Source organism: Mesorhizobium sp. M0514 (genome assembly GCF_040321145.1).
Classification (GTDB): Bacteria; Pseudomonadota; Alphaproteobacteria; order Rhizobiales; family Rhizobiaceae; genus Mesorhizobium.
Map to the genome: position 1 here is coordinate 88,263 of NZ_JAMYQZ010000009.1, position 17,921 is coordinate 106,183.

The window sequence follows — 17,921 nt, forward strand, 5'->3', positions numbered from 1 at the left end:
GCTGCGCCGCCTGACCCACAAAGCCGCTCATGAGCAGCCCTCGCGACGTCGTCATCACCGGTATCGGCCTTGTCTCCTCGCTGGGAGAGGGTCCGGATACCCACTGGCAGAAGCTGGCGCAGCCGGGCCTGCAGCCGGTGCTCGAATCCGCACGCTTTGCGCCCTACACCGTGCATCCCCTGCCGGAGATCGACTGGAACCTGCAGATCGCCAAGCGCGGCGACCAGCGGCAGATGGAAACCTGGCAGAGGCTGGGCACCTATGCCGCCGGCATGGCGCTGGATGACGCCGGCATCAAGGGCAATGACGATCTCTGCACGACGATGGACATGGTGGTGGCCGCCGGCGGCGGCGAGCGGGACGAGGCGGTCGATGCCGCCATCCTCGCAGCGTCCGAGAGCCGCAACGACCGCGACGTGCTGCTCAACGAGAAACTGACCACCGAATTGCGGCCGACCCTTTTCCTGGCCCAGCTCTCCAATTTGCTCGCCGGCAACATCTCCATCGTCCACAAGGTGACGGGGTCGTCGAGGACCTTCATGGGCGAGGAAGGTGCCGGCGTCGCGGCCGTCGAGACCGCCGCCGCGCGCATCCGCTCCGGACAGTCGACGCACATACTGGTCGGCGGCGCCTTCCAGACCGAACATTCCGACATGCTGCTCGGCTATGAATTGGCCGGTTATCTGCATCGCGGCCCATGGAAGCCGGTCTGGCAGAGACAGGGCGCCGAGGGCGGCGGCCTGGTCTCCGGCTCCGGTGGCGCCTTCCTGGTGCTGGAGCAGCGCGAACACGCGCAAAGCCGTGGGCGGAAAATCTATGCCGAGCTCGGACCGGTCGTCTCAGGCCGCGCCCGGCGCTCGCGCGGCGAGCTTGACGCCGAGATCGCGGCATTGCTCAAACAGGCGGCTCTCCCGAACGGCAAGTTGCTGGCCCTGTCGGGCGCCTCCGGGGCGCATACCGCGACGTCAGCCGAAAAGTCAGCGCTGGATGCCAATCCGGCGATATCGGCGCGCGGCTTCGCCACGCTGACCGGGCATATGAAGGAAGCGCAGTTTCCATTCGCGGTCGCCCTCGCCGCCCTGGCCGTCGACCGCAAGGCCGCCTACCCCGTATTCGACGCCGCGGCCGAGAAGCCGTTCGAAGGCATTCCCGAAACCGTGCTCGCAACGGCGATCGGCTATCACCAATTCGAGGGCATGGCGCTGGTCAACGCTGCTTGAAGCAGCGCTGCGCGATCATGCTGCAAAGTTAAGAGGTTCCGGATGGCCAATCTCAGAGATCACATGGGCAGGCCGATCGTCGCCGTCACCGGCATCGGCGTGGTAACCTCGCTCGGCGTCGGCAAGGCAGACAATTGGGCGGCACTGACCTCCGGCAAATCGGGCATCCACCCGATCACCCGCTTTCCCGTCGACCACCTCAACACCCGCATCTCCGGTATGGTCGATTTCCTCGACTCAAGCTCGAAAGGCGCCAGCCTGCTGACCTACGAGCTGGCCGAAACCGCCGCGAATGAGGCGGCGGCCGAATCCGGCCTCGATTCCTCTGATTTTGGCGGGCCTCTGTTCCTCGCCTCGCCGCCGGTCGAACTCGACTGGCAGGATCGCTTCGCGCTCTACAATTCCGACGCCAAAGGCGCCGGCGCCGAAAGGCTGCTCAGGGTGGCGCGCGGGCTGAAGGAAACGGATACGTTCGCAAGCACGCAGTTCGGCGCGATCGCCGACCGGCTGGCCGACCGCTTTGGCACGCGCGGCCTGCCGATCACGCTGTCGACGGCCTGCGCTTCGGGCGCCACCGCCATCCAGCTCGGCGTCGAAGCGATCCGCCGCGGCGAATGCGACCGGGCGCTGTCCATCGGCGCCGACGGTTCGGCAACCGCCGAGGCGCTGATCCGCTTTTCGTTGCTCTCGGCGCTGTCGACCCACAATGACATCCCTGAAAAGGCGTCAAAACCCTTCTCCAAGGACCGCGACGGCTTTGTGCTGGCCGAAGGCTCCGGCGCTCTGGTGCTGGAATCGCTTGAGGCAGCCCTTGCTCGGGGCGCCAGCGTTCTCGGCATCCTGCGCGGCTGCGGTGAAAAGGCCGACGATTTCCATCGCACCCGTTCCAAGCCCGACGGTTCGCCGGCGATCGCAGCAGTCCGCGCCGCCCTTGCCGATGCCGGCTTGAGCAAGGACGAGATCGACTACGTCAACGCTCACGGCACCTCGACACCGGAAAACGACAAGATGGAGCATCTGTCGCTGTCGACCGTGTTCGGCGATCGCATCGGCTCGATGCCGGTCTCGTCGAACAAGTCGATGATCGGCCACACGCTGTCGGCGGCGGGTGCTGTCGAAGCGGCGTTTTCGCTGATGACCATGCGCGAAAGCGTGATTCCGCCGACCATCAACTACGACAATCCCGACCCGGCAATCGTGCTCGACGTGGTGCCCAACAAGAAGCGCAATGCCGAAGTCGGCACCGTGCTCTCGAACTCGTTCGGCTTCGGCGGCCAGAACACTTGCCTTGTCATGGCGCGGGAACCGGTCTAAGCGACCTTTTTCAGCCAGACTGAACTGACAGGCCCCATGCGCGCACTGCAACTTATCGAGGACCGCCGTCTTGAAACGGTGGACCTGCCGCCCCCGCCGCCCCCCGCATTGGGCGAAGTCACGCTGCGCATCAAGGCGGTGGCGCTGAACCATATCGACGTCTGGGGCTGGCGTGGCATGGCCTTCGCCAAGCGTAAGCTGCCGCTGGTCGTCGGCGCCGAAGCCTCCGGCGAGGTCGAAGCTGTCGGCCCCGGCGTCTCCAGCCTGCTGCCCGGACAATTGGTATCGATCTATGGCGCGCGCACCTGCGGCCTTTGCCGCGCCTGCCGCGAAGGCCGCGACAATCTCTGCGAACATGTCTCGGGCGTCCACGGCTTCCATCTCGATGGCTTTGCCCAGGAGAAGATCAACCTGCCGGCGCGCCTGCTGGTCCCTGCTCCTCCCGGCGTGACCGATGTCGGCGCGGCTGTCGCCCCCGTCACCTTCGGCACCGTCGAGCACATGCTGTTCGACAATGCCAAGCTGCAGCCCGGCGAAACCATCCTCATCCATGCCGGCGGCTCCGGCATCGGCTCGGCGGCGATCCAGCTGGCCAGGCGCATGGGTTGCACCATCATCACCACGGTCGGCTCCAACGACAAGATCGACAAGGCCAAGGCGCTCGGCGCCGACCATGTCATCAACTACCGCGACGACCGTTTCGAAGGCGTCGTGCGCAAGCTCACCAGGAAGAAGGGCGTCGACGTCGTCTTCGAGCATGTCGGCGCCGACACCTTTGCCGCCTCGATGCTGTGCCTCAAGCGCGGCGGCCGCCTGGTCACCTGCGGCTCGACCTCCGGCGTGTCGACGCAGATCAATCTGATGCAGCTGTTCCAGCAGCAGCTGAAGCTGCTCGGGTCCTTCGGCTGCCGCATGGAGAACATGGCCAACGCCATGCAGAAGATGGCGGCGGGACAGGTAGCACCTGTCATCGACACCGAGGTCGGCTTCGACGGCATCGACGCCGCGTTGAAGCGCATGGAAGGCCGCGACGTGTTCGGCAAGATCATCCTGCGCGTTTCCTAGGACAATGGCCGGCAAGGTGTTCAAGAAAGCCCGCCGGGACTTCATGTTCCGCTATGGCCGAAGACTGCGCCAGATGGAGCACTGGCTGGTGGCGCGCGCGGCGATGACGATCATCTCGCTGCTGCGCCTCTTGCCCGCCGACAAGGCGCTCAATTTCGCCGACCGCGCGGCCCGCCGCATCGGCCCCCGTGTCGGGCGCCACCGCGTCGCCGTCAACAATCTGCGCCTTGCCTATCCCGAAAAGAGCGATGCCGAGATCGAGGCCATCGCCTCCGACATGTGGGGCAACATGGCCCGGCTCGCCGCCGAATACATCTTTCTCGATGCGCTCTTCGACTATGATCCGAACGCAGCGACGCCCGGCCGCGTCGAAGTCGGTGGCGCCGACCATTTCCATCAGATAGCTGGCGAGGACAAACCGCATATCCTGTTCACCGGCCATCTCGGCAATTTTGAATTGCTGCCGGTGGCTGCCGCGACGTTCGGCATGAAGATCACGGCGCTGTTTCGTCCGCCGAACAATCCTTACCTCGCCGATTATATCCATTCGACGCGGCGTTCGAGCATGGGCGCCTTGCTGCCGTCTTCGACCGGCGCCTCCTTCGCGTTGGCGTCGATTCTGGAGAAAGGCGGCAATATCGGCGTTTTGGTCGACCAGAAATTCTCCAGCGGACTGGAGACGATCTTCTTTAATCGCCCATGCCAGAGCAATCCGGTTCTGGGCATGCTCGCCCGTCACTATGATTGCGACGTCTATCCGGCGCGATGTGTGCGGCTGCCAGGCAACCGCTTCCGCCTCGAGATCGAGGACAAGCTGACCTTGCCGCGCAATGAAAGCGGCAGCGTCGATGTCGCGGCCACCACCCAACTGCTCGCCGACGTGGTCGAGCGCTGGGTGCGCGAAGATCCGGGACAGTGGATGTGGTTCCACAAAAGGTGGGAAATCTCAGGCCGGCGTCGCCGCCGGCGCGGACAGGCCAACGCCACCGGCCAGGGGCAGCGTCAATCTTAAGTCGTCGAAAGCCTCAGTTCGTCACAACGATCCGCGTATTGCCGAAGCCGACTTCGCGCACCATCGCATAGAACATCGCGGCATTGGCGGTGTGCAGCCGCACGCAGCCATGCGATGCCGGACGCCCTAGCTGCCTGACCGCGCCGGTGCCGTGGATGGCGTAGCCGCCATGGAAGAACACCGAGTAAGGCATTGGCGACATGTGGTATTTCTTCGAATACCACATCCGCGCCGTGCGTTGCGGCCGATAGGTGCCGCGCGGCGTGAAATAGCCGCTGCGGGCGGTCGACACGCTCCAGCGATAAAGCACCTGGCCGTATTGGCTGACGGTCATGGTCTGCGACGAGACGTCGATGCTGGCCACCAGCGAGGCAGCCCTGCTTTCGATGGACGTGCCGAACAGCATCGCCGCAAAAGCAGCTGCCATGAGAACAATTTTAGTCATGAGATCAAACCCCTTTGATGCCCCTTGCCTGCCCTGTCATCACGCGGTTTTTCATCTTTTTAACGACAGGTGAGTGATCTAACACACACTCCTTGATAAATTCGCCAATCTAAAGCAGCGAATTTGAACGATTTTCCGCCATAGTTGCCGCTGCGACACGAAGTTTCGGCGCCAGTGGCGCGATGCTTGCAAAACCACCCCCTTGCCTGCTCAAATCCGGGAATGAACAAACGACTCTTCAAAGCGATAGACGCCCGTGTTGATGACCTGGTCGCACTGACCGCCGACCTGATCCGCTTCCCGACCATCAACCCGCCTGGCGAAGCCTATCGCCCCTGCGCCGAATATATCGGTGCGCGCCTAGGCAGGCTTGGCTTCGAAACCGAATTCATCCGCGCCGAAGGCACGCCCGGCGACACCGACCGCTATCCCCGCGTCAATGTCGTCGCCCGCTTCGACGGCCGCTCGCCTGGAGCCTGTGTCCATTTCAACTCGCACATCGATGTGGTCGAAGCCGGCGAAGGCTGGAGCGTCGATCCCTTTGCCGGGGTGGTGAAGGACGGCAAGGTCTACGGCCGCGGCGCCTGCGACATGAAAGGGGGCATGGCCGCCTCGATCATCGCGGCGGAAGCCTTCATGGAGGTATTCCCCGACTTTCCCGGCGCCATCGAAATTTCGGGCACGGTCGATGAGGAGTCCGGCGGCTTCGGCGGCGTCGCCCATCTGGCGAAGCTTGGCTATTTCTCGAAACCCAAGGTCGACCACGTCATCATCCCGGAGCCGCTGAACAAGGACCGCATCTGTCTTGGCCATCGCGGCGTCTGGTGGGCGGAGATCGAGACCAAGGGCGAGATCGCGCATGGCTCGATGCCGTTCCTCGGCGACAATGCGGTGCGCCACATGGGCGCCGTGCTGCAGGCCTTCGAGGATGAACTGTTTCCGGCGCTCGACCGCAAGGTGACGCGCATGCCTGTCGTGCCCCAAGGCGCAAAGCGCTCGACCATGAACATCAACTCGATCCATGGCGGCCAGACCGAGGATTTCCGCCCCGGCCTGCCCTCACCCAACGTGCCCGACGCCTGCCGGCTGACCATCGACCGCCGCTTCCTGCTCGAGGAGGACCTTGCCACGGTCAAGAGCGAGGTGACCGATATCCTCGACCGGCTGAAGCGCGAGCGCAAAAAGTTCGACTACGAGATTCGCGACCTGATGGAGGTGCTGCCGCTGATGACCGAGCGCGACGCGCCGGTGGTCAAGGCGGTGGCGCAAGGCATCATGGCGATCTTCGACCGTGAGCCGGATTATGTCATTTCACCAGGCACTTACGACCAGAAGCACATCGCCCGCATCGGCCACATCTATGATTGCATCGCCTATGGCCCGGGCATTTTGGACCTCGCCCACCGGCCCGACGAATGGGTCGGTATCTCTGATATGGTGGAGTCGGCCAAGGTGATGGCGATCGGGCTGAATGTGCTGCTTAGGGGCACGGCCGCGGACTGAACCATCGACTTCGCTGAAAAAACATTCCTCCCCGCGCCGCTGCGGAGCACGAAACGCAATTTACTCCACCTCGAAATCACGCTTCTATCGCACCAGGGTTCGAGCATTTGGGAGTTGCACGATGAAATTGTGGAAAACCATTCTTGCCGCCGCGGTGCTGGCACTGGCCGGCAGTCAGGCATTTGCCGCACGCACCGATCTGGTGATCGGCATTACGCTCGAGCCGCCACATCTCGATCCGACCGCCGGTGCTGCCGCGGCGATCGACGAAGTGCTCTACGCCAACGTCTTCGAGGGCCTGACCCGCATCGGTCCGAATGGCGAAGTGCTGCCCGACCTTGCCGAGAGCTGGGCCATTTCCGACGATGGCAAGGTCTACACCTTCAAGCTGCACACCGGCGTCAAATTCCATGACGGCAGCGATTTCGACGCCGGCGACGTGAAGTTCTCGCTCGACCGCGCCCGCGCCGACAATTCGGTCAACGCGCAAAAAGCCCTGTTCGCCTCCATCGATACGGTCGAAGTCGTCGATCCGACGACGGTCAAGGTGACGCTGAAGAACCCGCAGGGGTCGTTCCTCTACAATCTGGGCTGGGGCGACGCGGTGATTGTGGCGCCCGAGAGCGCCGACACCAACAAGGAAAAGCCCATCGGCACCGGCCCGTTCAAATTCCAGAGCTGGGCCAAGGGCTCGTCGATCACGCTGGTGAAATCGGACACTTACTGGGGCGCCCCGGTGTTCCTCGACAAGGCCGAGTTCCGCATCGTTCCCGACGCCGCCGCCGCCGTGCCGGCGCTGCTCTCCGGCGACATCCAGGCTTTCCCTTTCTTCGATCCCGACAGCGTCGCGCAGGTCAAGGACGATCCGCGCTTCAAGGTGGTGATCGGCTCGACCGAGGGCGAGACCATTCTGGCGATCAACAACAAGAAGCCGCCTTTCGACAAGCTCGAGGTGCGGCAGGCAATTGCCTTCGCGCTCGACCGCAAGGCGATCATCGACGGCGCCTCGGCCGGCCTCGGCGTGCCGATCGGCTCGCACATGTCGCCGGCCAGCAAGGCCTATGTCGACCTCACCGGCCTCTATCCGCACAATGTCGACAAGGCCAAGGAACTGCTGAAGCAGGCCGGCCTGGAGAACGGCTTCAAGGCGATGCTGAAACTGCCGCCGCCTTCCTATGCGCGGCTTGGCGGCGAGATCATCGCTTCGCAGCTGCGCGATGTCGGCATCGACCTGGAAATCATTCCGGTCGAATGGGCGCAGTGGCTGGACCAGGTGTTCACCAAGAAGGATTACGACCTGACCATCGTCTCCCACACCGAGCCCAACGACATCGATATCTACTCGCGCAAGGACTACTACTTCAACTACGACAACCCCGCCTTCGACAAGATCATCGCCGAGCTGAACCTCACCTCCGACGACGCCAAGCGCAACACGCTGCTCGGCGAAGCACAGAAGATCCTGGCCGACGACGCCGTGGTCGGCTTCCTCTATGAACTGCCGAAGGTCGGCGTCTGGGACGCCAAGCTGCAGGGCCTGTGGGAGAATGCGCCGATCCAGGCGAATGATCTGACCAAGGTGAAGTGGACGGATTGAGGCGGCGCCCGACAGGCAACAGTGTGCATTCCTTCACACCCCCCTCTGCCCTGCCGGGCATCTCCCCCGCAAGGGGGGAGATTGGGCTCTCATCTCCGCTTTCGCCTATCGCGAACGTTGAACGCTGGTCGACGACACGGAAACTGCTGATCTCCCCCCTTGCGGGGGGTGAGGAGTGGTCCGCGCAGCGGACGGAAAGCCAACTGCTTGGCTTTCCGAACAACGAACGCCCGAAGCGACAGCGAAGGGCCGGGTCCGGCAGGACAGAGGGGGGTGGGGGGGAACTCGACTTTCAAGGCGCAGCCGCACCGGGCGCCCCTCCACCATGACCGCCTACCTCCTCAAACGCCTCGCCATCGCCATCGCAACCTTGATCCTGGCCTCGATGGTCGTCTTCGCCGTGCTAGAAATCCTGCCCGGCGATCCGGCGCGGCTGATGCTTGGCCTCAACGCCAGCGCCGAGCAGGTCGAACTCCTGCGCAACCAGATGGGCCTCAACGCACCGCTTCTCCTGCGTTACCTCCACTGGGTCGGTGGCCTGCTCAGCCTCGATTTCGGCCGCTCCTACACTTATTCGGTGCCGGTCATCGACCTTGTCCGCGAGCGCATGGCGGTTTCCCTGCCGCTGGCGCTGATCGCGCTGGCGCTGTCGACCATCATTGCCATCCCGGTCGGGCTCTATTCCGCCAGCCGGCGCGGGCGGGCCGGCGATACGATCGCCATGGGCGCCGCCCAGCTCGGCGTCGCCATCCCGAACTTCTGGTTCGCGCTGATGCTGATCTACCTCTTTGCCGTCTGGCTGCGGCTGGTGCCGGCCGGCGGCTTTCCCGGCTGGAGCGCCGGCGCCTGGCCGGCGCTGAAATCGCTGCTGCTGCCGGCCGTAGCACTCGCTCTGCCGCAGGCCGCGATCCTGGCTCGCGTTGCCCGCTCCGCGCTGCTCGAGGTGCTGAACGAGGACTATATCCGCACCGCCCGCGCCAAGGGCCTGCCTTACCGCGCCGTGCTATGGCGGCACGCGCTGCGCAACGCGATGATCCCGGTTCTGACCATTCTGGGCCTGCAATTCGCCTTCCTGCTCGCCGGCACCATCATCATCGAGAACGTCTTTTATCTCCCCGGCCTCGGACGGCTGGTGTTCCAGGCGATCACTCAGCGCGACCTGATCGTGGTGGAAAGCATCGTCATGCTGCTGGTCGTCGCCGTCATTGCGGTCAACCTCGTCGTCGACGTCTCCTACGCCATCGTCGATCCGCGCCTTCGAGGCCGGCAATGACGCTGCACATCGACATCCCGCAGGAGACGTTGGGCAGCATTCTGGCCAAGGCCTTCCGCAACCGCTCCTTCCTCATCGGCTTCGCCATCACGGTGCTGGTGGCTGCAATAGCGGTCATCTCCTACGTCTGGACGCCCTACGACGTGACCAAACTGGTGATCTCGGACAAGACGCTGGCGCCCTCTGCGGCGCACTGGTTCGGCACCGATCATTTCGGCCGCGACATCCTGTCGATGATCATGGTCGGCGCCCGCAACTCGATTGCCGTGGCGCTGGTCGCGGTCGGCATCGGCATGGGCGTCGGCGTGCCGCTCGGCGCCTTCGCCGCGGCGCGCGGCGGGTTGGTCGACGAGGCGCTGATGCGGCTGACCGACCTCGTCTTCGCCTTCCCGGCGCTGCTGTCGGCGATCATGATCACCGCCATCTTCGGACCGGGCGCAATCAACGCCATCATCGCCATCGGCATCTTCAACATCCCGGTGTTTGCGCGCGTCGCCCGCGCCGGCGCGCTGGCGATCTGGCCGCGCGAATTCATCCTCGCCGCCCGCGCCGCCGGCAAGAGCAAAGCGCAGATTACAACCGAGCACGTGCTGCCCAACATCGCCACGCTGCTTCTGGTGCAAGGCACCATCCAGTTCGCGCTTGGCATTTTGGCCGAAGCCGGCCTCTCCTATGTCGGCCTCGGCGCCCAGCCGCCAATGCCGAGCTGGGGCCGCATGCTGTTCGACGCTCAGACGCGCATGGTGGTGGCGCCTTGGATGGCCATCTTCCCCGGCATGGCCATCGTCGTCACGGTGCTTGGGCTCAATCTGCTCGGCGACGGCATCGCCGACATACTCGACCCGAAATCGCGGCGGCAGCGATGAGCCTGCTGCAGATGGAGAACCTGTCGCTGGCCATCGGCGACACGCCGATCCTGAAAGGGGTCGACCTCTCCGTCGCGCCCGGCGAGGTGATGGGGCTGGTCGGCGAATCCGGCTCGGGCAAATCGATGACGGCGCTGACCATCATGCAGCTTCTGCCGCATGCTGCGCGCGCCACCGGCCGCGTGACCTTCGACGGCATCGATATTCTGGCCGCAACCGAGGACCAGATGTGCGCGCTGCGCGGCGACGACATCGGCATGGTGTTCCAGGAACCTATGACGGCGCTTAACCCGGTCAAGACGATCGGCGAGCAGGTCGCTGAAGGCATACGCTGGCACACCAGGGCAAGCCGCGCGGAAGCCGAAGACCGGGCGCGCAAAATGCTCGACCGCGTCGGCCTGCCCGAGGCCAAATTCCCGCTGTCGCGCTATCCGCACGAACTGTCGGGCGGCCAGCGCCAGCGCGTCGTCATCGCCATTGCCTGCGCATTGAAACCCAAGCTGCTCATCGCCGACGAGCCGACCACGGCGCTCGACGTGGTGCTGCAGGCGCAGATCCTCGACCTCTTGCGCGGCCTTGTCAGCGAAAACCGCATGGGCCTGCTTCTGATCTCGCACGATCTCGCCGTCGTCACCGAAATGGCCGACCGCATCACCATCCTGCGTCATGGCGAGGTGATGGAAGCCGGCGACACCGCACGCACGCTATCGGAACAGCTGCATCCCTACACGCGCCAGCTGGCGCTGGCCTCCATGCACGTGCCCGCGCGCGCCAAGGTTCACGCCACCGGCCAGGGCAAACCGCTGCTTGAGGTCGAAGGCGTGACACGGGACTATCCGGGCCGGCGCACCTCCCTGTTCAAGTCAGCGGCTCCAATCCGCGCCGTCGACGACGTGTCCTTGTCGCTGGCGCCGGGCCAATCGGTGGCGCTGGTCGGCCGCTCCGGCTGCGGCAAGTCAACGCTTGCCCGCATGATCCTGGCGCTCGACAAATCGACATCGGGAACGATCCGCTTTCGCGGCGAGACCATCACCGGCAAAAGCGAGGCGGAGCTCAAAGCCGCGCGGCGCGACATGCAGGTGGTGTTCCAGGATCCCTACGGCTCTTTCGACCCGCGCCAGAAGGTCGAGAAACTGGTCGCCGAGCCGCTGCATGTACTGGAAAAGAAGCCGACACCGGCCGAGCGGCGCGAGATGGTGGCGCATGCGCTGCACGAGGTCGGCCTCGGCGTCAGCGACATGGACAAATATCCGCATGAGTTTTCCGGCGGCCAGCGCCAGCGCCTGTCGATCGCCCGCGCCATCATCACAAGGCCGAAGCTGGTCGTCGCCGACGAGCCGGTCTCGGCGCTCGACGTGTCGATCCGCGCCCAGATCCTCGATCTGTTCGCAGAGCTCAACCAGAAGCTCGGCATTGGCTATCTCTTCATCACTCACGATTTGACCGTCGCCCGCGCCATCACCGATGAGGTGCTGGTCATGCATGACGGCAGGATCGTCGAGCGCGGCAAGACCGGCGACGTGCTCGATCATCCGCAGTCGGAGGCGGCCAGGGCGCTGGTCGCGGCTGCGCCCGATCTGCATCGGGCGATCGCTCACCGTATGCAGGAACAGGGCTGAGCGACCGGTTCGCGGAGCGAATTCATCGTGCCAGTGGCACGATGAAAGGTCACGAACGCTGGGACGCTGCGAAGCAGCGGGGACCCGGCTGGGCGGCCGTTGCCCCTGGTCTGCCTCACTCCTCCGGCTTCACCACATCGACCGGGCTGATGTCGAGCAAATCGAGCGTGCGGCGCAACAGCCGCACCTCGCTCTCGGCCAGTTTGGAATCGGCTTTGGCGATCTCCGCCATGTGGAGCGCCAGCAACTTGCGCCGTTCGACATCGAGATCGCGGAACAGCGCCATGGCTTGCGAACCGTTGGTCTCGTAGCCGAAATCATTGAGATATTCGATGACCGCGTCGATGCTGGTTTCCGGGATGCCGAAGGCGTCCTTGCAGATGCGCCGGAAGGCGACCATTTCGCTCTCCGAAACCGAGCCGTCGGCCAGGATCATGCGAAACAGCATCAAGAGTTCCGCCGACAGCACGGGGTCGTCGGCAACCTTGCGCACGCCGGGGTCACCATCGAAGATCGAGCGTATCTGGTCGAGCAATGCCATCGCCAACAGTGTCCCTTTCCCGAGCCCGCCCAGCGCACATGACCCAAAACTGCGCAGCGGTACTGAGATAATGACATGCACCACAGGAAATCCAAGCGCAACGCGCTTGGATGGACGTAGCGCGGAATCGGCCTTGCGCAAACCGGATGGCCATGAGAAGGCGCGGCATCACCTTTCCCGCCGGAATGTTCAGAAATCCCGATGCTCGACCTCGCTACCCACACCGTCATCATGCTTGCCTTCGCCGCCTTTGCAGCCGGCTTTGTCGATTCGATAGCCGGCGGCGGCGGGCTGATCACCATCCCGGCCCTGCTGCTTGCCGGATTCCCGCCGGTCGCAGCACTTGGAACCAACAAGCTGCAGGGCATTTTCGGCACCGCTTCGGCGACCATCCACTATGCCAGGAATGGCCATGTCGATCTGCGTCGACAGCTGCCATCGGCGCTTCTGGCCCTTACCGGCAGTGCCGTCGGCGCCTTGCTGGCGGCATTCGTGCCAGGTGATCTCCTGCGGGCGCTGCTGCCGCTACTTTTGATCGCCATCGCGATCTACTTCGCCGTGAAACCCAACATGAACGATGTCGACCGCGCCGAGCGCCTGTCGCCCTTCCTGTTCGGGCTGATCATCGCCCCTTTGGTCGGCTTCTATGACGGGCTGTTCGGGCCGGGAGCCGGCTCCTTCTACATGTTGGCCTTCGTCAGCCTCGCCGGCTTCGGCGTGCTCAAGGCCACGGCACACACCAAGCTGCTCAATTTCGCCTCCAACATTGGCGGCTTCATCGTCTTTGCTATCGCCGGCGTCGTCTACTGGAAGATCGGGCTGATGATGGGCATCGCCCAGTTCCTCGGCGCCCGGCTCGGCGCCAGCCTTGCCATCCGCAGCGGCGCAAGGCTGATCAAGCCGCTGCTGGTGATCATCTGCCTCGCGCTGGCGGTGAAGCTGCTGGCCGATCCGGCGAACCCATTGCGCCAGCTAGTTGGTGTATGAGCCGCACGCCTGATAGGATGCCGTTGTACGAATCATGTTGGAGGGACCACACATGAATCTTAGTGCACCCACTCAGCTTGTTTTCATCATATCCCTTGTCATCGCCATCATCGGCGTGCTCGCCGCGCTTGGCGTTCTTGCGTTCATTCCTCTGGCTGCGGTGTGGATTGTCCTCATCGCATACATCGTGCTTGCCGCCGCCTGCCTGATGCGCGGCGCCTAGGCACCCGCGACCTCTGCAATTCGAAGCGCCCGGTCAAAAGCCGGGCGCTTTTGCTTTGGATGCATGGTCCGTTAGGCTCTTCCGCGCGGAGGATGACCATGTCCGGCGAGACGGAGCGCCACGATCAACAGCACCGCCCGGTAGCCGACCGGTTCGAGATGGTGCGGCGCGCGCCGGGCCTGCTGCTGCAGAATGCGGTCACCGACATTTGTGGCTATCGCGAAACGGCGCCCGGCCATTTTCGCAATGTCGAATACGCCTCGCTCACCGTCCCGCTGGTGATCAGCTTCGCAGAACCCCTCGCCATCGGCCTTGGCCGCAAGCCCGCGTCGAGGTCGGCGAAGCGCCCGAACTTCGTCATCAACGGGCGAAGCGGAAGCGCAGACCCGAGGATGACGAAACGATGGGCGGCCCTACCTTGCTAACCCAAAAATCGCATCGCACTCAAGATGGCGCTCCAGCTCGGTGGCGATCTCGTCCAGCGCTTTTTCCACGTCCGCGCGATAGTCGATGCCGCCGCCTTTCACGCCGAGGCTTTCCAGGAATCTCGCCCGGAAAGCGTCGGCGGAAAACAGGCCGTGCAGATAGGTGCCAAAAACCTTGCCGTCGGCGGAAATCGCACCGTCGTCGATGCCGTTGATCACAGCCGACGGCCGCGCCATGTCCGGCCCGGTGGTGCGGCCGAGATGAATTTCGTAGCCCTCGAGCGCCAGGCCGAACGGCACTGAGCGGGCGCTGACATTGCGCACCGTCTTTTCCGGTTCCATTACCGTCTCGATGTCGAGCAGGCCGAGTCCCTCGGCCTCGGTGACACTGCCCTCGATGCCATCGGGATCGCGCACCAGGCGGCCGAGCATCTGGAAACCGCCGCAGATACCGACGACATGGCCGCCGCGTTTGCGGTGCGCGAGGAGATCGCGATCCCAGCCATTCTCGCGGAACTTCATGAGATCGCCGATCGTCGATTTGGAACCGGGAATGACCACCAGGCCGGCATTCTCCGGCAAGCGCTGCCCCGGCGGCACGAACACCACTTCGACCTGCGGTTCGGCCTTGAGCGGATCGAGATCGTCGAAATTGGCGATGCGCGACAGCATCGGCACGGCGACCTTCAACGCCCGCTTCTCGCCCGACGTCAGGCGTTCGAGCACGACCGAATCCTCGGACGGCAATCGCGCCGCCGCCTTCAGCCACGGCACGACGCCAAAGCAGCGCCAGCCGGTGAAGCTTTCGATCGACCGGATGCCGTCGTCGAACAGCGAGACATCGCCGCGGAACTTATTGATGAGGTAGCCGACGATCATGCGCCTGTCTTCCTCCGGCAGGATCAGATGCGTGCCGGCGACCGAAGCGATGACGCCACCGCGGTCGATGTCGCCGACCAGAATCACCGGCACGTCGGCGCGTGTGGCAAAGCCCATATTGGCGATGTCGCGGCTGCGCAGGTTGATTTCGGCCGGCGATCCGGCGCCTTCGACGATGACCAGATCGGCGCCCTCACCGACCTTCGTCCAGGACTCCAGCACGGCGTCCATCAGCCCCGCTTTCATTGTCTGGTAGTCGCGCGCTCGCGCCTCGCCGAACACCTTGCCCTGCACGATCACCTGCGAACCGATGTCGCTCTGGGGTTTGAGCAGCACCGGATTCATATGCACGGTCGGCTGAACACCACACGCCAGCGCTTGCAGCCATTGCCCACGGCCAATCTCGCCGCCGCCGGGGCGGTCGTCGCCCGGAATGTCGGCGACGGCGGCATTGTTCGACATGTTCTGCGGCTTGAACGGCCTGACTTTCAGCCCGCGATTCCTGGCCGCGCGGCAGAGCCCCGCCACCAGCACCGTCTTGCCGACATCCGAACCCGTGCCTTGCAGCATGATCGCCTTGGCCATGCTCAGCCCCTGCCCTGCGCGCCGGAAACGGTCGATTTCTGCGCCAGCGGCCCGCCGCGCCAGATGTAGAGCGCCAGCAACGCTTCGCTGCCGGTGCGCATGGCATGGCTGACATTGGAGGCGTGATGGATAATTTCGCCCGCCTGGCGGGTGTGAAAGCCGCCTTCGCCCATGCGCCACTCGGTGCCGCCGGTCAGCGGAATGTAGATCTCCTCGGCAATGTGATGATGGTCGGGATAGGTGATGCCGGGCCCCAGGATCAGCAATCCGGCCGCGACCTCTTCATTGGCGAAATGGCCGCGCGTGCCAAACACCTCCAGCCAGCCGTATTTCTGCAAGAACGCTTCACCAAAATCGCTCGCGTTGTAGGTCTGCCCCCAGCACAGATCGTCACGACGCTCCGCCAGCAGTTGCGCCAGAGGCTGCGGGTCCGGCGGCGCCAGTTCGACAATGCGGTCGAGCAGACCAAGGCAAGGCAGCGGATGCGCTTCGAGCACGCGCGCCGTCATATTCCAGCCGATCCGGGTCACGGCGTCCCGCACCAGCGCGTTGTCCACGCCCCGGAGATAGGCATGGAAGCGGTCGAGCAATTGGTCGAAATATGTCGGCACGCAATGCTCCGTTGATCCCATGCACAGCGGCTGCGCGGCGAGCCGGGTTGCGCGGCGGCATCATTGGTCTAGATTGAGCGGCGCGCAAAGCCAAAAACAACAGGCCAGCAAGCCAACCCCAGCTGGGGAACCACAGGGAGCACGCCATGGACGCCGCGGTCGATGCGAGCACCAGTCAGTTCGAGCTCAACGAGGAACAGCGCGCCATCCAGGAGATGGCACAGGCCTTCGCCGCCGATCGCGTTGCGCCCAATGCGCTCGAATGGGACCGGGCAAGACACTTTCCCGCCGATGTAATCCGCGAGACCGGCCCGCTTGGCCTTGGCGGCATCTATGTCAGGGATGATGTCGGCGGCTCGGCGCTCGGCCGGCTCGACGCCGTGCTGATCTTCGAGGCACTGTCGCACGCCGATCCGGCGTTTTCCTCCTTCATCTCGATCCACAATATGGCGGCGTCGATGATCGACCGCTTCGGCGACGACGAGCAGCGCCAACGCTTCCTGCCGAAGCTGACCTCGATGGAATGGCTGGCGAGCTACTGCCTGACCGAGCCGGGTTCAGGCTCGGATGCCGCGGCGCTGAAGACGCGCGCGGTGAAGAACGGCAACGACTATGTGCTTAACGGCGCCAAGCAGTTCATCTCCGGGGCCGGCGACAGCGACCTCTATGTCGTCATGGCGCGCACCGGCGCCGACGGGCCGAAGGGCATTTCCACCTTCGTCGTGCCGAAGGATGCGCCCGGCCTCTCCTTCGGCGCCAACGAGCACAAGATGGGCTGGCACATGCAGTCGACCCGCCAAGTGATCTTCGAGGACTGCAAGGTGCCGGCTGCAAACCTGCTGTCGGGGGAAGGCGCAGGTTTCGGCATCGCCATGGCCGGCCTTGACGGCGGCCGCCTCAACATTGCGGCATGCTCGCTCGGCGGCGCGCAATCGGCGCTTGACAAGGCTTTGGCCTATACGGGCGAACGCAAAGCCTTCGGCTCGAAGATCAACCAGTTCCAGGCGCTGCAGTTCCGGCTGGCCGACATGGAAACCGAACTGCAGGCGGCACGCATTTTCCTCTATGCTGCCGCCTCGAAGCTAGACCGCAAGGCGCCGGACGCCGGCAAATGGTCGGCCATGGCCAAGCGCTTCGTCACCGACATCGGCTTCAACGTCGCCAACGAGGCGCTGCAGCTGCATGGCGGTTACGGCTATCTTCATGATTACGGTATCGAAAAACTGGTGCGCGACCTGCGCGTCCACCAAATCCTCGAAGGCACCAACGAGATCATGCGCGTCATCATCGCGCGGGCGTTGATCGGACGGCAGTAGGCAGTAGGCAGTAGGCAGTAGGCAGTAGGCAAAGATGACCGGCAAGATCAACTCGTACAAGGATCTTATCGTATGGCAGCAGGCGATGGATCTGGCTGTCAGCACCTACTCATTGACCAAGACATGGCCCAAAGAGGAATATATGGGCTGACCAGCCAAATCCGCCGTTCAGCAACCTCTATCCCTGCAAACATCGCGGAAGGCTATGGCCGAGACAACCGAGGCTCCTATCAGCAATTTCTCAGGATAGCCCAAGGCTCGCTTAAGGAGTTCGAGACACACCTCCAAATCGCTCAACGCATTGGCGTTGCCACGCATGGGCAAGCTGAGCACCTGCTTCTGGCAGCCGAGGCCATCGGAAAAATGCTTCGCCAACTTATTCTCAAACTCGCACCCGAATAGGTCGCCCTACTGCCTACTGCCTACTGCCTACTGCCTAC

16 protein-coding genes and 2 pseudogenes are annotated in these 17,921 nt (G+C 64.0%); 14 read left to right on the forward strand and 4 right to left on the reverse strand.

The features are described 5' to 3' along the window. Nucleotides 1-29: 29 nt before the first annotated feature. From NKI61_RS06475 to NKI61_RS06490, 4 genes are read left to right on the forward strand one after another with little or no spacing between them, the layout of a single operon-like run. Nucleotides 30-1,220: a beta-ketoacyl-ACP synthase gene (locus NKI61_RS06475; RefSeq protein ID WP_023681743.1), complete on the forward strand. Its 1,191-nt coding sequence runs from the start codon at nt 30-32 to the stop codon at nt 1,218-1,220. 42 nt (nt 1,221-1,262) lie between these two features. Beyond that, nucleotides 1,263-2,534 carry a beta-ketoacyl-ACP synthase gene (locus NKI61_RS06480; RefSeq protein ID WP_023714370.1) on the forward strand — a complete coding sequence of 424 codons (1,272 nt, stop codon included), beginning with the start codon at nt 1,263-1,265 and terminating at the stop codon, nt 2,532-2,534. Between the two features lie 36 nt (nt 2,535-2,570). Further along, a complete protein-coding gene (locus NKI61_RS06485) occupies nt 2,571-3,599 on the forward strand; it encodes a zinc-binding dehydrogenase (RefSeq protein WP_023681745.1) in 1,029 nt (342 codons plus the stop codon). A gap of 4 nt (nt 3,600-3,603) precedes the next feature. Next, nucleotides 3,604-4,611 carry a lipid A biosynthesis lauroyl acyltransferase gene (locus NKI61_RS06490; RefSeq protein WP_031201841.1) on the forward strand — a complete coding sequence of 336 codons (1,008 nt, stop codon included), beginning with the start codon at nt 3,604-3,606 and terminating at the stop codon, nt 4,609-4,611. Between the two features lie 13 nt (nt 4,612-4,624). On the opposite strand, the gene NKI61_RS06495 is transcribed toward NKI61_RS06490, so the two are convergent. After that, on the reverse strand, nt 4,625-5,056 hold the full coding sequence (locus tag NKI61_RS06495) for a L,D-transpeptidase (protein ID WP_023681747.1): 432 nt from the start codon (nt 5,054-5,056) through the stop codon (nt 4,625-4,627). Nucleotides 5,057-5,278: 222 nt separating this feature from the next. Here NKI61_RS06495 and NKI61_RS06500 point away from each other — a divergent pair, with 222 nt between their 5' ends. The 5 genes from NKI61_RS06500 to NKI61_RS06520 all read left to right on the forward strand — a co-directional run bounded on the left by NKI61_RS06500 (nt 5,279) and on the right by NKI61_RS06520 (nt 11,914). Further along, nucleotides 5,279-6,559: an acetylornithine deacetylase/succinyl-diaminopimelate desuccinylase family protein gene (locus NKI61_RS06500; RefSeq protein ID WP_023706064.1), complete on the forward strand. Its 1,281-nt coding sequence runs from the start codon at nt 5,279-5,281 to the stop codon at nt 6,557-6,559. A 121-nt stretch (nt 6,560-6,680) separates the two neighbouring features. Then, entirely contained in the window at nt 6,681-8,156 is a 1,476-nt protein-coding gene (locus tag NKI61_RS06505; RefSeq protein ID WP_023751596.1) for an ABC transporter substrate-binding protein, read from the forward strand. Nucleotides 8,157-8,481: 325 nt separating this feature from the next. Beyond that, on the forward strand, nt 8,482-9,429 hold the full coding sequence (locus tag NKI61_RS06510) for an ABC transporter permease (RefSeq protein ID WP_023805451.1): 948 nt from the start codon (nt 8,482-8,484) through the stop codon (nt 9,427-9,429). Next, nucleotides 9,426-10,295: an ABC transporter permease gene (locus NKI61_RS06515; protein WP_023706066.1), complete on the forward strand. Its 870-nt coding sequence runs from the start codon at nt 9,426-9,428 to the stop codon at nt 10,293-10,295. The genes NKI61_RS06510 and NKI61_RS06515 overlap by 4 nt, the downstream gene beginning before the upstream one ends. Next, on the forward strand, nt 10,292-11,914 hold the full coding sequence (locus NKI61_RS06520) for an ABC transporter ATP-binding protein (RefSeq protein ID WP_023710756.1): 1,623 nt from the start codon (nt 10,292-10,294) through the stop codon (nt 11,912-11,914). The genes NKI61_RS06515 and NKI61_RS06520 overlap by 4 nt, the downstream gene beginning before the upstream one ends. A gap of 115 nt (nt 11,915-12,029) precedes the next feature. Here the strand turns inward: NKI61_RS06520 and NKI61_RS06525 are convergent, their stop codons facing one another. Further along, nucleotides 12,030-12,461: a TerB family tellurite resistance protein gene (locus tag NKI61_RS06525; protein ID WP_023691035.1), complete on the reverse strand. Its 432-nt coding sequence runs from the start codon at nt 12,459-12,461 to the stop codon at nt 12,030-12,032. Nucleotides 12,462-12,656: 195 nt separating this feature from the next. On the opposite strand from NKI61_RS06525, the gene NKI61_RS06530 reads away from it, so the two are divergent. The 3 genes and pseudogenes from NKI61_RS06530 to NKI61_RS06540 form a co-directional block, all read left to right on the forward strand. Further along, complete coding sequence (locus NKI61_RS06530; RefSeq protein ID WP_352839047.1) at nt 12,657-13,442, forward strand: TSUP family transporter; 786 nt, start codon at nt 12,657-12,659, stop codon at nt 13,440-13,442. Between the two features lie 52 nt (nt 13,443-13,494). Next, a complete protein-coding gene (locus NKI61_RS06535) occupies nt 13,495-13,665 on the forward strand; it encodes a hypothetical protein (protein WP_023670429.1) in 171 nt (56 codons plus the stop codon). Nucleotides 13,666-13,763: 98 nt separating this feature from the next. Continuing rightward, nucleotides 13,764-13,991 (forward strand): annotated as a pseudogene (locus NKI61_RS06540) (AraC family transcriptional regulator); the annotation flags it as partial. 87 nt (nt 13,992-14,078) lie between these two features. Here NKI61_RS06540 and NKI61_RS06545 read toward each other — a convergent pair. Together NKI61_RS06545 and NKI61_RS06550 are read right to left on the reverse strand one after the other, a co-directional pair. After that, the gene (locus NKI61_RS06545) at nt 14,079-15,554 is read right to left on the reverse strand and encodes a cobyric acid synthase (RefSeq protein ID WP_352839049.1); all 1,476 of its coding nucleotides are present in this window, start codon (nt 15,552-15,554) and stop codon (nt 14,079-14,081) included. Between the two features lie 2 nt (nt 15,555-15,556). Further along, entirely contained in the window at nt 15,557-16,165 is a 609-nt protein-coding gene (locus tag NKI61_RS06550) for a dimethylsulfonioproprionate lyase family protein (protein ID WP_352839050.1), read from the reverse strand. Between the two features lie 146 nt (nt 16,166-16,311). Between NKI61_RS06550 and NKI61_RS06555 the strand changes: the two genes are divergently transcribed. Continuing rightward, nucleotides 16,312-17,481, forward strand: coding sequence for an isobutyryl-CoA dehydrogenase (locus tag NKI61_RS06555; protein ID WP_023681757.1), 1,170 nt, complete (start codon nt 16,312-16,314; stop codon nt 17,479-17,481). A gap of 34 nt (nt 17,482-17,515) precedes the next feature. Then, nucleotides 17,516-17,883 (forward strand): annotated as a pseudogene (locus NKI61_RS06560) (four helix bundle protein). Nucleotides 17,884-17,921 lie beyond the last annotated feature (38 nt).

What these genes read in the sequence shown, in the direction of transcription:
- NKI61_RS06475 (WP_023681743.1), top strand. Translation starts at nt 30, where the DNA reads ATGAGCAGCCCTCGCGACGTCGTCATCACCGGTATCGGCCTTGTCTCC.
- NKI61_RS06485 (WP_023681745.1), top strand. Translation starts at nt 2,571, where the DNA reads ATGCGCGCACTGCAACTTATCGAGGACCGCCGTCTTGAAACGGTGGAC.
- NKI61_RS06500 (WP_023706064.1), top strand. Translation starts at nt 5,279, where the DNA reads ATGAACAAACGACTCTTCAAAGCGATAGACGCCCGTGTTGATGACCTG.
- NKI61_RS06555 (WP_023681757.1), top strand. Translation starts at nt 16,312, where the DNA reads ATGGACGCCGCGGTCGATGCGAGCACCAGTCAGTTCGAGCTCAACGAG.
- NKI61_RS06530 (WP_352839047.1), top strand. Translation starts at nt 12,657, where the DNA reads ATGCTCGACCTCGCTACCCACACCGTCATCATGCTTGCCTTCGCCGCC.
- NKI61_RS06515 (WP_023706066.1), top strand. Translation starts at nt 9,426, where the DNA reads ATGACGCTGCACATCGACATCCCGCAGGAGACGTTGGGCAGCATTCTG.
- NKI61_RS06495 (WP_023681747.1), bottom strand. Translation starts at nt 5,056, where the DNA reads ATGACTAAAATTGTTCTCATGGCAGCTGCTTTTGCGGCGATGCTGTTC.
- NKI61_RS06545 (WP_352839049.1), bottom strand. Translation starts at nt 15,554, where the DNA reads ATGGCCAAGGCGATCATGCTGCAAGGCACGGGTTCGGATGTCGGCAAG.
- NKI61_RS06505 (WP_023751596.1), top strand. Translation starts at nt 6,681, where the DNA reads ATGAAATTGTGGAAAACCATTCTTGCCGCCGCGGTGCTGGCACTGGCC.
- NKI61_RS06510 (WP_023805451.1), top strand. Translation starts at nt 8,482, where the DNA reads ATGACCGCCTACCTCCTCAAACGCCTCGCCATCGCCATCGCAACCTTG.
- NKI61_RS06490 (WP_031201841.1), top strand. Translation starts at nt 3,604, where the DNA reads ATGGCCGGCAAGGTGTTCAAGAAAGCCCGCCGGGACTTCATGTTCCGC.
- NKI61_RS06520 (WP_023710756.1), top strand. Translation starts at nt 10,292, where the DNA reads ATGAGCCTGCTGCAGATGGAGAACCTGTCGCTGGCCATCGGCGACACG.
- NKI61_RS06480 (WP_023714370.1), top strand. Translation starts at nt 1,263, where the DNA reads ATGGCCAATCTCAGAGATCACATGGGCAGGCCGATCGTCGCCGTCACC.
- NKI61_RS06535 (WP_023670429.1), top strand. Translation starts at nt 13,495, where the DNA reads ATGAATCTTAGTGCACCCACTCAGCTTGTTTTCATCATATCCCTTGTC.